Source organism: Escherichia sp. E.sYA108 (assembly GCF_011754335.1).
GTDB lineage: Bacteria > Pseudomonadota > Gammaproteobacteria > Enterobacterales > Enterobacteriaceae > Escherichia > Escherichia coli.
Map to the genome: position 1 here is coordinate 2,469,075 of NZ_JAAQVZ010000001.1, position 13,866 is coordinate 2,482,940.

13 protein-coding genes are annotated in these 13,866 nt (G+C 48.4%); 4 read left to right on the forward strand and 9 right to left on the reverse strand.

Annotated features, from left to right (window positions below):
- Positions 1-147: 147 nt before the first annotated feature.
- The 6 genes from dmsD to HBM92_RS11620 form a co-directional block, all read right to left on the reverse strand.
- A complete protein-coding gene (gene dmsD / locus HBM92_RS11595) occupies positions 148-762 on the reverse strand; it encodes a Tat proofreading chaperone DmsD (protein ID WP_000148699.1) in 615 nt (204 codons plus the stop codon).
- 42 nt (positions 763-804) lie between these two features.
- Positions 805-1,659 carry a selenate reductase membrane anchor subunit YnfH gene (gene ynfH / locus HBM92_RS11600; protein WP_000526507.1) on the reverse strand — a complete coding sequence of 285 codons (855 nt, stop codon included), beginning with the start codon at positions 1,657-1,659 and terminating at the stop codon, positions 805-807.
- A 1-nt stretch (position 1,660) separates the two neighbouring features.
- Entirely contained in the window at positions 1,661-2,278 is a 618-nt protein-coding gene (gene ynfG / locus HBM92_RS11605; RefSeq protein ID WP_000213028.1) for a DMSO reductase like molybdoenzyme iron-sulfur subunit YnfG, read from the reverse strand.
- Between the two features lie 10 nt (positions 2,279-2,288).
- The gene (gene ynfF / locus HBM92_RS11610; protein WP_016265898.1) at positions 2,289-4,712 is read right to left on the reverse strand and encodes a selenate/tellurate reductase subunit YnfF; all 2,424 of its coding nucleotides are present in this window, start codon (positions 4,710-4,712) and stop codon (positions 2,289-2,291) included.
- 60 nt (positions 4,713-4,772) lie between these two features.
- The gene (gene ynfE, locus HBM92_RS11615) at positions 4,773-7,199 is read right to left on the reverse strand and encodes a selenate/tellurate reductase subunit YnfE (protein WP_000041666.1); all 2,427 of its coding nucleotides are present in this window, start codon (positions 7,197-7,199) and stop codon (positions 4,773-4,775) included.
- Between the two features lie 198 nt (positions 7,200-7,397).
- Positions 7,398-7,703: a DUF1161 domain-containing protein gene (locus tag HBM92_RS11620; RefSeq protein ID WP_000778146.1), complete on the reverse strand. Its 306-nt coding sequence runs from the start codon at positions 7,701-7,703 to the stop codon at positions 7,398-7,400.
- Positions 7,704-7,810: 107 nt separating this feature from the next.
- On the opposite strand from HBM92_RS11620, the gene HBM92_RS11625 reads away from it, so the two are divergent.
- Positions 7,811-8,521 (forward strand): YnfC family lipoprotein, encoded by a 711-nt coding sequence (locus HBM92_RS11625; RefSeq protein ID WP_001350228.1) that lies wholly within the window; start codon positions 7,811-7,813, stop codon positions 8,519-8,521.
- Positions 8,522-8,523: 2 nt separating this feature from the next.
- On the opposite strand, the gene speG is transcribed toward HBM92_RS11625, so the two are convergent.
- Together speG and HBM92_RS11635 are read right to left on the reverse strand one after the other, a co-directional pair.
- The gene (gene speG / locus HBM92_RS11630) at positions 8,524-9,084 is read right to left on the reverse strand and encodes a spermidine N1-acetyltransferase (protein ID WP_001138584.1); all 561 of its coding nucleotides are present in this window, start codon (positions 9,082-9,084) and stop codon (positions 8,524-8,526) included.
- Positions 9,085-9,118: 34 nt separating this feature from the next.
- Positions 9,119-9,460: a DUF1283 family protein gene (locus HBM92_RS11635; protein WP_000705201.1), complete on the reverse strand. Its 342-nt coding sequence runs from the start codon at positions 9,458-9,460 to the stop codon at positions 9,119-9,121.
- Between the two features lie 134 nt (positions 9,461-9,594).
- Here HBM92_RS11635 and HBM92_RS11640 point away from each other — a divergent pair, with 134 nt between their 5' ends.
- From HBM92_RS11640 to HBM92_RS11650, 3 genes are all read left to right on the forward strand, one after another.
- A complete protein-coding gene (locus HBM92_RS11640; RefSeq protein ID WP_001304355.1) occupies positions 9,595-9,921 on the forward strand; it encodes a YnfA family protein in 327 nt (108 codons plus the stop codon).
- Positions 9,922-10,126: 205 nt separating this feature from the next.
- Entirely contained in the window at positions 10,127-11,341 is a 1,215-nt protein-coding gene (rspA, locus tag HBM92_RS11645; RefSeq protein WP_001298659.1) for a starvation-sensing protein RspA, read from the forward strand.
- An 11-nt stretch (positions 11,342-11,352) separates the two neighbouring features.
- Positions 11,353-12,372: a Zn-dependent oxidoreductase gene (locus tag HBM92_RS11650; RefSeq protein WP_000836083.1), complete on the forward strand. Its 1,020-nt coding sequence runs from the start codon at positions 11,353-11,355 to the stop codon at positions 12,370-12,372.
- 187 nt (positions 12,373-12,559) lie between these two features.
- Here HBM92_RS11650 and HBM92_RS11660 read toward each other — a convergent pair whose 3' ends face one another.
- The gene (locus HBM92_RS11660; protein ID WP_000877002.1) at positions 12,560-13,840 is read right to left on the reverse strand and encodes a tyrosine-type recombinase/integrase; all 1,281 of its coding nucleotides are present in this window, start codon (positions 13,838-13,840) and stop codon (positions 12,560-12,562) included.
- Between the last annotated feature and the right edge of the window lie 26 nt (positions 13,841-13,866).

Genomic DNA, 13,866 nt, shown 5'->3' on the forward strand with positions numbered 1-13,866 from the left:
GGCAATGAAACACGGGCGACTATTTTGCGGCAAAAGAGGCCAGCCGCAAAAGCAGTGCGTGCTTTAAGAGATAAAAAACGTGACACTGTAACCTATTAATTGCCGAATTGCGTGTAATCGTCACCATCCGGCAATAATACGGTGATCCTATCGAAACAGCGGTTTAACCGCGACAGGAATCAACAGTTGTGATTGCCATTGCGCCAGCGTTAAGCGAGCGAGTTCACCCAGTGCACGGTAGAAAGGGTGTTCTGCTTTTTCGATAAAAACGTCAAGAAAACGTGTTGACCACGGAAAAAGGTGCCATGCCAGCAATTCTTCGCATTCTGTCTGGCGACCATTCTCCGCCAACCACGCAGCCATCAGCAGCAGTGAACCAAAATGATCTTCCGGTTCGTTTTGCTTCATTTCGAACTGAATGCCTTTCTCGCGCATCCACTGACGAAGTGCCAATGTTGAATCGCCAAACAGCACAGATTCGCGATCCAGCCAGACCGATCCCCACGGCGGAGACGGCAGTGCCCACGGGCCGACAAACAAACGCTGCCAGGCCTGGGCGTGAGTCTCTTCACTCTGTGTCTGAAAAGCCGTCACCAGCGGCGCTAATGACGCTTCTGGTAGAGGCCACTGAGTTTCCCAGCCGTCACGGGTGAGTACCGCAACCAGAGGTGCGGCTTCTGCACTCTCTGGAGCGTAATAAAACAGCGCGCCCAACACGCGCGCCGCAACAGAAAAATTATCTTGCTGTGAAAAATGGGTCATTCCTAACATCCTGAAATGTGCGGGTTGCCCCGCACCAATTTGTTAACCTGCAATAGCCATTCCTACTGTCATGTGCAGGCCATAAAAGAGCACACGCCCGATCATCTCACCGCCAAGAATGAGGATTAACCCCAGAACAAGTCCGGCAACGTGAGGTTCACGGCGACGAATGAGCGGACAAAGCCAGCATCCTAGACCTGCGCATAACAATACCACACGCCAGACCTGTAAGGAGGCGTAATCTGGTACCAGTGCGCTGGCTTGTTGTACGGATGAGTGAATAGACGCCAGAGACAAACCTTGCAGCACAATCAACCCGGCACAAGCGATCAGCGCCAGAATGCTAATGATGGCAAATGGTGTGGTATTAAATGTAACGCGGGCTGCACGTAGAATTGTGGCAGCAAGTATTGGACCGCTCAACAATACCGTCAGGAAGAAAGCCAGCGTAGTGTAACCGTTATGCCAGGTTGGCACAGTGTCGATTTGATACACGCAGGTCATCATCCAGACGAAAATGATGCCGAGCGCCATGCTGACAAGTAACCAGAGTTTCCCCAACGCTTGCGGCATTTTACCGATGACCGCCACCAGCCACCATAATCCGCCAACGGCAAAAAATATGGAACCGGCAGCAATCTCGTTACTCAGACCAGAAGCTCCGATTCTATTCAGCGAGTTAAACGCCCGCAGTGGCGATCCCAGGTGCATGACAGAGGCAATAAACCCGATGCCCATCAACAGCCAGAGGAAAAACATGCCACGAATAATGTGCTGACGGTCTGCGTTATTTTTGGCGGCGAACCAGCCAATTCCGCTAACAATCAGCGCGCCTACTACGCATTGACCCAATACGGTAAAGATAACCAGTGGCCATTCATGCCATCCATTTCCCATTTTACACTTCCTCCGGATTAGCCAGATAACCAGTGGTATCGCCGGTCGGGCGGCTGTTGGCGTTAGGTTTGATAACGATATTGGGTTTTGTGAAATGCGCGCGCGGCAGTGGCGCGACGGCAGCCAGAGTGCCGTGCTTCTGGCGCAATTCTTCAATTGGACCGAACTCAAGTGCACGCAGTGGGCAGGATTCGACACATATGGGTTGTTTCCCCTCGGCGACGCGCGAATAACAACCATCGCACTTCGTCATGTGCCCTTTTTCAGCATTGTACTGTGGCGCGCCGTACGGACAAGCCATGTGGCAGTAGCGGCAGCCGATACAAACATCTTCATCAACCACCACGAAACCATCTTCACGCTTATGCATTGCACCGCTGGGGCAGACTTTTGTACATGCGGGGTCATCGCAATGGTTACAGGAGATGGAGAGATAATAAGCGAACACGTTCTGGTGCCAGACGCCATTATCTTCCTGCCAGTCGCCGCCAGCATATTCATAAATACGGCGGAAACTGACTTCCGGGCCAAGATCTTTAAAATCTTTGCACGCCAGTTCGCAGGTTTTACAGCCAGTACAGCGGCTGGAATCGATAAAAAATCCATATTGTGTGGTCATGGGCTACTCCTTAAACCTTTTCGATCTGGACAAGATTGCTGTGCGACGGGTTTCCCTTTGCCAGCGGTGAAGGGCGGTGAGAGGTCAGAATATTGATACTGCCGCCGTGATCGACCCGGTCACCAAACATATCCGCTTTAAGCCAAGCACCTTGCCCGATGGCGGTAACGCCAGGCAGAATACGCGGAGTCACTTTTGCGGCAATCAGCATTTCTCCATTATTGTTAAATACCCGCACGGTATCGCCATGACGGATACCGCGTGCCTGAGCATCAATGGGGTTGATCCACACCTCTTGTGGGCAGGCCTGCTGTAATACATCAATATTGCCGTAACTGGAGTGGGTACGCGCTTTGTAGTGGAAGCCCGTTAACTGCAGTGGATAAGTTTTCCGCAGGGGATCGTCCCAGCCATCAAAACCTGGCGTATAAGCTGGAAGAGGATGAATAATTTCATCTTTTTTCAATTCCCAGGTATCCGCAATCTTCGCCAGTCGTTCAGAATAAATTTCGATTTTTCCCGAAGGTGTTTTCAATGGGTTTGCCTGTGGATCTACACGGAATGCGCGGAAAGCGACGTAGTGTTCTTCCGGGCATTTTTTCTTAAAGATCCCGGTCGTTTTCATCTCCTCGTAGTCGGGCATCTCAGGGTTACGTTCCTTCGTTTTCGCATGGAGATATTTGATCCATTCATGCTGACTGCGACCTTCAGTAAAGGTTTGATAAACGTCTGGTCCTAAGCGTTTGGCGACTTCACTCAGCATCCAGTAGATGGGTTTGCGTTCAAATTTTGCTGAGGTTGCGGGTTGGGCGAGGATCACATAGCCCATATTCCCGGCAGACTCATGAGAGATGAGGTCTTCTTGCTCTGTTGGCATCAGGTCGGGTAACAGGATATCGCAATACTTAGCCGAGGCAGTCATGAAGTGGTCAATGCCAACAATCATCTCGCACTTGCTGTCATCCTGAAGCACCTCATGGGTGTGATTGATGTCGCCATGTTGATTGATCAATGTGTTACTGGCGTAGCACCATAAAAACTTGATGGGGACATCCAGTTTTTCTTTTCCACGAACACCATCACGGGGCGCGGTCATTTCCGTACCATGGTCGATAGCATCTGTCCATGTAAAGACGGAAATCTGCGTTTTAACAGGATTCTCGAGCATCGGTAACCATTCTACCCCCAGATCCCAGCTACCTTCGCGTACACCTGAGTTGCCGCCGTTTATGCCGACGTTACCGGTGAGAACGGAAAGCATGGCAATAGCGCGGGACGTTTGTTCGCCGTTGGAGTGTCGTTGTGGCCCCCAACCCTGACAAATATAAGCAGGTTTTGCTGAACCGATCTCTCGTGCCAACTGGATAATTTTTTCTGCCGGTATGCTGGTGATTTTTGCTGCCCATTCCGGCGTTTTAGCTATGCCGTCAGGCCCTTCGCCCAGAATATAGGCTTTATAATGCGCGTTACGTGGTGCGTTGGCGGGCAGCGTTTTCTCATCGTAACCAACACAATATTTGTCGAGAAATGGCTGATCGACCATGTTTTCAGTAATCAGTACCCAGGCAATCGCACAGGCCAGTGCGCCATCGGTGCCAGGGCGAATGGGCAGCCATTCATCTTCACGTCCGGCAGCTGTGTCGTTATAACGTGGATCGATGACGATCATGCGTGCATTTGAACGTTCGCGGGCTTGCTCGACGTAGTAAGTGACACCACCGCCGCTCATCCGCGTTTCTGCCGGGTTATTTCCGAACATAACGACCAGTTTCGTATTGGCGATATCATCCGGGCTGTTGCCATCATTGGCACCGAACATATAACTCATCGCGGCACTGATCTGTGCGGTACTGTAGCTACCATAGCGACTGAGAAAACCACCGCAAGAGTTCATCAGACGGTACGGGACGTTCGAGTTGGTGATGTTTCCGCCATCTACGCCTGTTCCGTACAGGACATGTACAGCCTCATTGCCGTAATCTTTTAGGATCCGCCGAAGATTATCACTGATGGTATCCAGGGCTTCATCCCAACTTATCCGTTCAAATTTACCTTCACCGCGCTTGCCGACGCGCTTCATGGGATATTTCAACCTATCAGGATGATTCATCCGTCGACGGATAGAGCGCCCGCGTAAACACGCTCGAACCTGATGATTACCGTAGACGTCGTCACCTGTCGTATCAGACTCCACCCAGTACACGGTGTCATCTTTCACATGCAAACGTAACAGACAGCGGCTCCCGCAGTTAACGGTGCAGGAACTCCAGACCGCTTTCTCTTCTACCGGTGCCTGTGCCGCTCGGACCATTTGGGAAAACGGCAAAGTGAAAGCACTGCTTGCCAGCGCGAGACTGCCAAGTGCGGAGGTTTTCATCAGACTTCTACGGCTGATTTCAGCCTTCATGAGCGCCTCTGTGGTATGGATTTTCATCATTACTCACTTATTGCTTTTCAAACAAAATGTCATGCCAGAATTTATGGTTGTAGTGGGTTATATTTTTTCGATCTCGACCAGATTAGTGTGCTGCGGGTTTCCCTTCGCCAGTGGTGAAGGGCGCAGAGTGGTTAGCGTATTCACACAGCCGCCGTGGTCGATTTTATCGCCAGACATATTGGCCTCGTGCCAGGCTCCCTGGCCCATAGCGCTAACCCCAGGGAGAATGCGTGGTGTCACTTTGGCTGGTAGCCGAACTTCGCCACGATGGTTAAACACCCGCACCATATCGCCGTTGGCAATCCCACGTTTCTGTGCGTCAATAGGGTTGATCCACACTTCCTGACGGCAGGCTGCCTTCAGGACATCAATGTTGCCGTAGGTCGAGTGCGTACGGGATTTGTAATGGAAACCAAACAGTTGCAGTGGGAAGGCACTACGTTCAGGGGAGTCCCAGCCTTCAAAGGTTGAGGCATAAACCGGCAGTGGGCTTATCACTTCATCTTTTTCCAGTTCCCAGGTACGGGCAATTTCCGCCAGCTTGCTGGAATAAATTTCAATCTTACCGGAAGGCGTTTTAAGTGGATTTGCCTCGGGGTCGTCACGAAATGCTTTGTAGGCGACAAAATGACCATTGGGATCTTTACGCTTATAGATACCCATTTTTTTTAATTCGTCGTAAGACGGTAACGCCGGATCTTTGGCAAGCATTTTGGCGTACAGATGTTGTAACCATTGTTCCTGCGTGCGACCTTCAGTGAACTTTTGATAGACGTCAGGTCCAAGACGTTTCGCGACTTCACTCAGGATCCAGTAAATTGGTTTGCGTTCGAATTTTTCGCTGGTGACAGGCTGGAGGAAAATGAGATATCCCATGTTACCGGCGTAGTCGTTAGGAATAATATCTTCCTGCTCAACGGTCATCAGGTCTGGCAGCAGAATGTCGGCATATTTTGCCGATGAGGTCATAAAGTTTTCGATGACCACAATCATTTCGCATTTCGATTCGTCCTGCAGAATTTCATGCGTTTTGTTGATGTCAGAATGCTGATTAACCAGGGTATTTCCCGCGTAGTTCCAGATGAACTTAATGGGCACATCTAGTTTATCTTTGCCCCGGACGCCGTCGCGGATTGCCGTCATTTGCGGGCCATGATCGATAGCATCTGTCCAGCTGAAGCAGGAGATTGACGTTTTGACCGGATTATCCAGCACCGGCAAGCGTTCGATGGTAATGGTGTAGGTCGATTCACGCGCACCACTATTTCCGCCGCTGATGCCGACATTGCCCGTCAAAATAGGCAACATAGCAATAGCGCGTGCCGTCAGCTCGCCGTTTGCCTGGCGTTGCGGCCCCCAGCCCTGGCAGATATAAGCGGGTTTTGCTGTGCCAATTTCACGCGCCAGTTTGATGATACGGTCTACCGGGATACCTGTAATTTGCGAAGCCCACTGCGGCGTTTTCGCTGTTTTATCATCGCCTTCACCAAGAATATAGGCTTTATAGTGACCATTTTTGGGTGCATCTGCGGGTAAGGTTTTTTCGTCATAGCCGACGCAGTATTTATCGAGAAAAGGTTGATCAACGAGATTTTCGTTAATCAATACCCAAGCAATACCCGCAACCAGCGCGGCATCGGTGCCCGGGCGAATAGGAAGCCATTCATCTTCACGACCAGCAGCCGTATCGGTATATCGCGGATCGATAACAATCATTTTTGCGTTCGATTTCTCGCGTGCTTTTTCAAGAAGATAAGTGATGCCACCGCCGCTCATGCGGGTTTCAGCCGGGTTGTTACCAAACATCACGACCAGCTTGCTGTTTTCAATATCCGTGGTGCTGTTGCCATCATTACTGCCGTAGGTGTAGGGCATGGCACAGGAAATTTGCGCAGTGCTGTAGGAGCCATACTGATTTAGTGAACCGCCGTAGCAGTTCATCAGGCGTTTGACCGCCGAGGCTGATGGAGAAGAGCGGGTCATATTGCCGCCAACAATCCCCGAAGAGTACTGAATATATACAGCCTCATTGCCATATTGTTTGACGGTTTTTTTCAGGCTACTGGCGATAGTATCCAGGGCTTCATCCCAGCTAATCCGTTCGAATTTGCCTTCGCCGCGTTTGCCCACGCGTTTCATTGGGTAATTCAGGCGATCGGGATGATTAATACGCCGACGGATGGAGCGACCGCGCAAACAGGCGCGTACCTGATGGTTGCCATACTCGTCGCTGCCGGTGTTGTCAGTTTCCACCCAGGTCACTTCATTATCTTTAACATGCAGACGAAGTGCACAGCGGCTACCACAGTTGACGGAACAGGCACCCCAGACCACTTTTTCGTTGGCCTGTTGTACCGCTGCTTCTGCACTGCGCAGGGTAAACGGCAAAGAAAAACCGCCTGCAGCCAGCGCCAGAGAACCTATCGCGGTAGATTTAACGAGTGTTCTGCGGCTGATGCCCACCATTTGTTCATTTTTGGACATAACTCACTCCCTGTTCTTTATCGTTATATAAATGTTTATATATTGAATATTTAGCGCGCTAACAATAGAGAGAGTCTACCCATTTGGGGTTAATAATTATTAATCCATATCAATAGAAGGGTATGAGTAATAAGGTGGGATTATGTTGTATGTTCAAATCGCCGGATGTGTCGTATCCGGCGTTCAGTCGATAATGTGTTACTGCGGTTCAGCAGGCGCGTTATCCTGGGTAGACTGCGCGGGAGCAGAGACGTTACCGCTGGTGGTACGGGTGTAGAGAATTTTATGCGTATCATTAGCGCAATGCCCGACGACCTGGGAATCAGGCTGATCAACCTGGTCATTGGGTACAATACTTAACGTGAAGCTGCTTTCGGGTACGCCATTATTGATAATGCGCTGTGATATATCGCTCTGTATGCGCTCACAGGATCCCGGCGCGGCGAGTACCGCGGGTGAGGCGAGGGCGAGCAGAAGCGCGGCACAGCAGGTTGAGAGTTTCATCATAAGCTCCTTACGCGAAGATAACTTCTTTAAGCATAGCATTTAACGTGTAAAGTACTGTATTTGCTACTATGATTGAGAATCATCTCTACTCTCAGGTGACTGTTGTGAAATACAAATTACTGCCATGCTTACTCGCGATATTACTCACAGGATGTGACCGCACAGAGGTAACACTTTCATTTACCCCGGAGATGGCCAGTTTCTCTAATGAATTCGATTTTGATCCGCTGCGTGGTCCCGTAAAAGATTTCACTCAGACATTAATGGATGAGCAAGGTGAAGTGACGAAACGTGTTTCGGGGACTTTGTCGGAAGAAGGCTGTTTTGATTCTCTCGAATTACTGGATCTGGAAAATAATACCGTGGTTGCCCTGGTACTGGACGCCAATTATTACCGTGATGCCGAGACGCTGGAGAAAAGAGTTCGTTTGCAGGGAAAATGCCAGCTAGCAGAATTACCTTCTGCCGGGGTGAGTTGGGAAACCGATGATAATGGTTTCGTGATTAAAGCCAGCAGCAAACAGATGCAGATGGAATATCGCTATGATGATCAGGGGTATCCGCTGGGTAAAACCACGAAAAGTAACGATAAAACATTATCTGTCAGCGCCACGCCATCAACGGACCCGATCAAAAAATTAGATTACACAGCGGTTACTTTACTGAATAATCAACGGGTTGGAAATGTAAAACAGAGCTGTGAATATGACAATCACGCCAATCCGGTGGACTGTCAGCTAATCATTGTTGATGAAGGAGTAAAACCCGCCGTCGAACGGGTTTACACCATCAAAAATACGATCGATTATTATTAATACTATTGTGCGGTCGGCTTCAGGAGAGTCTGACCCGGTGTTTTGTGCTCAGCCAGATACTGATGCTGGAATATACACATGCGAATGGCATTACGATATTGACCATTAATAAAGAACTCATGCATCAATTCACCTTCAACCGTAAAGCCAAGCTTGCGGTAAATGTGAATCGCTTTTTCATTCTCTTTATCAACGATCAGATACAGCTTATAGAGATTGAGAACGGTGAAGCCATAGTCCATTGCTAATTTGGCGGCACGGGTTGCCAGACCTTTCCCCTGATACTCCGGGGAGATAATTATCTGAAATTCTGCGCGGCGATGAACATGGTTAATTTCCACCAGCTCCACCAGACCGGCTTTTTCGCCGTCACATTCCACCACAAAGCGCCGTTCGCTCTGATCGTGAATATGCTTATCATACAGATCAGAGAGTTCAACAAAGGCTTCGTAGGGTTCCTCAAACCAGTAACGCATCACACTGGCGTTATTGTCGAGTTGATGTACATAGCGTAAATCTTCACGCTCCAGCGGGCGTAGCTTAACACTGTGGGCGCTTGGCATAACGTGTCCTTACATTCCTTAAATCAATAACAGGTTAGGGGATAATAACGCGGCCAGTTCGACGGTCCAGGCAGCGCAAAGTATTTGGCTCCCAGTAGGCATTGATGTTGGCGCTTTGCTCACATTTATCGCGGTTATCAAAAGCAGCGTCGGCTTTATCCCACTCTTTTTCAGTGCGTTTATTCACTTTCTGGCGCAGATTACGCGTGTCATTCCATTGCTCTTTTTCCATAGCGGCGCGCTGGCGGCTTTGTGCACTGTCGCCAGACTCAATCACCAGTTTGTTAGTTTCGGCATGAACAGTTGTGCTCAATGCCAGTGCGCAAGGCAGCAGAAAAGCGAGCAGGCCGATTCGTTTGCTGAGAGTGATTTTCATAATTCATTCCCTGTATGAATGATTAAAGCTGATTCTACACCATCCACTGCGAACGCAAAACGTTCAAGGAGGGTGTTTATATTGATGATATTATGTCGCCCTATAACTATACGTGATGTCAATAAGTGACAAAGATGATTAAAACAACGTTACTATTTTTTGCTACTGCGCTGTGTGAAATTATTGGATGCTTTTTGCCCTGGCTGTGGTTGAAGCGAAACGCCAGTATCTGGCTGTTGCTTCCGGCGGGGATTTCACTGGCGCTGTTTGTCTGGTTGTTAACGTTGCATCCTGCGGCGAGTGGGCGTGTTTACGCGGCTTATGGTGGCGTTTATGTCTGCACGGCGTTGATTTGGCTGCGCGTTGTGGATGGCGTGAAACTGACTCTTTATGACTGGACGGGGGCGTTAATTGCGCTTTGCGGCATGTTGATCATTGTTGCGGGCTGGGGGCGCACGTAGGAACATAAATCCATTTTATCAATAAGATACGAGGAAGTGTCAGCTGACAAAAGGTATTCTGTTTCATCTTTTGTCAACCATTCACGGCGCAAATATACGCCTTTTTTTGTGATCACTCCGGCTTTTTTTGATCTTCATACTTGTATGGTAGTAGCTCAGTTGCGTAGATTTCATGCATCACGACAAGCGATGCAAGGAATCGAACATGAAGATCGTAAAGGCTGAAGTTTTTGTTACCTGTCCGGGGCGTAATTTCGTCACATTAAAAATCACCACTGAGGACGGTATTACGGGCCTTGGGGATGCCACCCTAAATGGACGTGAGCTTTCCGTGGCCTCTTATTTGCAGGATCACCTTTGTCCGCAGCTTATTGGTCGCGATGCACACCGTATCGAAGATATCTGGCAGTTTTTCTATAAAGGTGCTTACTGGCGTCGCGGTCCGGTTACGATGTCGGCCATTTCAGCGGTTGATATGGCGCTGTGGGATATTAAAGCCAAAGCTGCCAACATGCCGCTTTACCAGTTACTCGGCGGCGCGTCTCGTGAAGGGGTGATGGTTTATTGCCATACCACCGGTCACAGTATTGATGAAGCTCTGGATGATTATGCCCGTCATCAGGAGCTGGGATTCAAAGCCATCCGCGTGCAGTGCGGAATCCCTGGTATGAAAACCACCTACGGCATGTCGAAAGGTAAAGGTCTGGCTTATGAACCCGCAACCAAAGGACAGTGGCCGGAAGAGCAGCTGTGGTCGACGGAGAAATACCTCGATTTCATGCCGAAATTGTTTGACGCGGTACGTAACAAGTTTGGTTTTGATGAACATCTGCTGCATGACATGCACCATCGCTTAACGCCTATTGAAGCGGCGCGCTTTGGTAAGAGCATTGAAGATTATCGCATGTTCTGGATGGAAGACCCGACGCCTGCGGAAAACCAGGAATGCTTCCGTCTCATTCGCCAACATACCGTCACACCCATCGCGGTGGGTGAAGTCTTCAACAGCATTTGGGACTGCAAACAACTGATTGAAGAGCAACTCATCGATTATATCCGCACCACGCTGACCCATGCAGGCGGAATTACCGGTATGCGTCGGATTGCCGATTTTGCTTCGCTGTATCAGGTACGTACTGGCTCACACGGTCCTTCCGATTTGTCACCAGTCTGCATGGCTGCGGCGCTGCACTTTGATCTGTGGGTCCCCAATTTCGGTGTCCAGGAATACATGGGTTATTCCGAACAAATGCTCGAAGTCTTCCCGCACAACTGGACTTTCGATAACGGCTATATGCATCCGGGAGAAAAACCGGGTCTTGGCATCGAATTCGATGAAAAGCTGGCGGCGAAATATCCCTATGAACCTGCTTATCTGCCAGTCGCACGTCTGGAAGATGGCACGCTGTGGAACTGGTAAGGAGTAAGGTAATGAAAAGCATTTTAATTGAAAAACCGAATCAACTGTCGATTATCGAACGTGAAATACCCACCCCGTCAGCGGGTGAAGTACGAGTAAAAGTGAAACTTGCCGGAATTTGTGGTTCAGATAGCCATATTTACCGTGGGCATAATCCTTTTGCGAAATATCCGCGCGTCATTGGTCATGAATTCTTTGGCGTCATTGATGCAGTGGGTGAAGGCGTGGAAAGCGCCAGAGTCGGTGAACGCGTTGCTGTCGATCCGGTGGTCAGCTGTGGGCATTGCTATCCGTGCTCTATAGGTAAGCCGAACGTTTGTACGACACTTGCTGTATTAGGTGTGCACGCTGACGGTGGTTTCAGTGAATATGCTGTGGTTCCGGCAAAAAATGCGTGGAAAATTCCTGAAGCTGTGGCCGATCAATATGCGGTGATGATCGAACCTTTTACCATTGCGGCTAACGTTACCGGTCATGGTCAACCGACTGAAAATGATACCGTTCTGGTTTACGGTGCCGGCCCAATCGGCCTGACGATCGTTCAGGTATTAAAAGGCGTCTATAACGTTAAAAATGTGATTGTTGCCGATCGCATTGATGAACGACTGGAAAAAGCGAAAGAGAGCGGGGCAGACTGGGCGATTAATAACAGCCAGACACCGCTTGGCGAGAGTTTCGCTGAAAAAGGCATCAAGCCGACTTTAATTATCGATGCCGCTTGTCATCCTTCAATCTTGAAAGAGGCCGTAACGCTGGCTTCTCCAGCGGCACGTATTGTATTGATGGGCTTCTCCAGTGAACCGTCTGAAGTGATTCAGCAAGGAATTACCGGAAAAGAACTCTCTATTTTCTCTTCACGCTTAAATGCAAATAAATTCCCGGTCGTTATCGACTGGTTAAGTAAAGGGTTAATTAAACCAGAAAAACTAATTACCCATACATTTGATTTCCAGCATGTTGCGGATGCCATTAGTTTATTTGAACTGGATCAAAAACATTGCTGCAAAGTCTTACTCACTTTTTCTGAATAATACCAATAACGGCGAGTAAGTAGTACGCATCTTACCTCTTTTTTAGAGATAACCATTATGACAATAGAAAAACACGAAAGAAGTACTAAGGATTTGGTGAAAGCAGCAGTATCGGGATGGTTGGGCACTGCGCTTGAATTTATGGATTTCAAGAGTCATGCGTGTTAACTATTTGATAAATATTAAATTAATTTTTCATTGCTTCGTTATGGGGCATGGTTGGGGCAAACTCGCTTAACTGTGTATTTAACAAAGCTACCTGTGCATTATTGTTTTCAGACATCCATTTTCCGTATACCTGAAATACCATTTGCGCATCTGCATGGCCCATCTGGTTTGCTATAAATGCCGGGTTAGCACCAGCTGTCAGCGACCAGCAGGCATAAGTATGTCTCGACTGATATGATTTTCGATGGCGGAGTCCGGCACGTTTTATCGCTACGTCCCACATCTGCCTTATTGAGTCAACGGTAAAATGGTCACCATAATTTTTTACTCTCGCTGACACTTCAGGTTGAAAAACAAAGGTGCATTTTTGTTTTTCTGTTCTGCCATACTCTCTGAGGTGAACATCAATGATATGCTCTTTGCTCAGTCTCGTTAATGTCATCTGACTCCGGAGAGCGTCGATTGCTGGCTTAATAAGATGAATGACCCGATTGGTTCCCGCCTGTGTTTTTGGTACCGTGAAACGGTCTTTTGCTAAATTTCTCCTGATCATCATTGTTCCATTTTTCAGATCTATGTCCTCCCATCCAAGTGCACACAGCTCACCAGGGCGAACGCCAGTATAAACAGAAACACACCATAAATTTTTTGCTTGCTGATTTCTGCACGCATCGATAAGACGGATAAATTCTTCCCGCGAAAGAGGATCCGGAATGGTTCTTGATTCCTTTAATGGCGAGATCCCCTTAAACGGATTATCTGCCAGGTAACCGTTATCAACACCAAACTGGAACACGGCGTTAAGATTTGTCATGTAATTATTTACAGTTACAGCCGATCTCCCTGGTTGTGTAACAATATAGTTACTTTTGGGGATCTGGTATCCAGTCAGTAACTCTTTACGAACCTCCAGTAATTTTTCTTTATTAATCGATGAGGCAAGATTTTTTTCACCGATTATGCTCAGGATATTTTTGATGACGGCACGGTATGTGTTGAGTGATGTTTTGGCGACTTCAGTTTCTTTCAGTGCCAGAAATTTTTCAGCCAGTTCTTTTATGGTTAAATCTTGTCGGGCCTCACCAAATTTTTCCAGATTGCGTGAGGAGGGAAACTGTTTTGCATAGTCGAAAACACCAGTTTTTATTGCGTAACAAACAGAGGAGCGTAGTTCACCTGCAACGCGCCTGTTTTTTGCTGTGTCAGGAACCCCCAGATTTTCCCTGACTCTTACGCCTTTATAAACAAACCAGATACGTAATTTCCCTCCATGGTTTTCCACGCCTGTCGGATATTTCATTTCAACTTCTCTCATTAGTTAGTGTG

Bases quoted from the DNA above. Each gene is read 5' to 3' on its own strand.
- dmsD (WP_000148699.1), bottom strand. From the start codon at position 762: ATGACCCATTTTTCACAGCAAGATAATTTTTCTGTTGCGGCGCGCGTG.
- ynfH (WP_000526507.1), bottom strand. From the start codon at position 1,659: ATGGGAAATGGATGGCATGAATGGCCACTGGTTATCTTTACCGTATTG.
- ynfG (WP_000213028.1), bottom strand. From the start codon at position 2,278: ATGACCACACAATATGGATTTTTTATCGATTCCAGCCGCTGTACTGGC.
- ynfF (WP_016265898.1), bottom strand. From the start codon at position 4,712: ATGAAAATCCATACCACAGAGGCGCTCATGAAGGCTGAAATCAGCCGT.
- ynfE (WP_000041666.1), bottom strand. From the start codon at position 7,199: ATGTCCAAAAATGAACAAATGGTGGGCATCAGCCGCAGAACACTCGTT.
- HBM92_RS11620 (WP_000778146.1), bottom strand. From the start codon at position 7,703: ATGAAACTCTCAACCTGCTGTGCCGCGCTTCTGCTCGCCCTCGCCTCA.
- speG (WP_001138584.1), bottom strand. From the start codon at position 9,084: ATGCCAAGCGCCCACAGTGTTAAGCTACGCCCGCTGGAGCGTGAAGAT.
- HBM92_RS11635 (WP_000705201.1), bottom strand. From the start codon at position 9,460: ATGAAAATCACTCTCAGCAAACGAATCGGCCTGCTCGCTTTTCTGCTG.
- HBM92_RS11640 (WP_001304355.1), top strand. From the start codon at position 9,595: ATGATTAAAACAACGTTACTATTTTTTGCTACTGCGCTGTGTGAAATT.
- rspA (WP_001298659.1), top strand. From the start codon at position 10,127: ATGAAGATCGTAAAGGCTGAAGTTTTTGTTACCTGTCCGGGGCGTAAT.
- HBM92_RS11650 (WP_000836083.1), top strand. From the start codon at position 11,353: ATGAAAAGCATTTTAATTGAAAAACCGAATCAACTGTCGATTATCGAA.
- HBM92_RS11660 (WP_000877002.1), bottom strand. From the start codon at position 13,840: ATGAAATATCCGACAGGCGTGGAAAACCATGGAGGGAAATTACGTATC.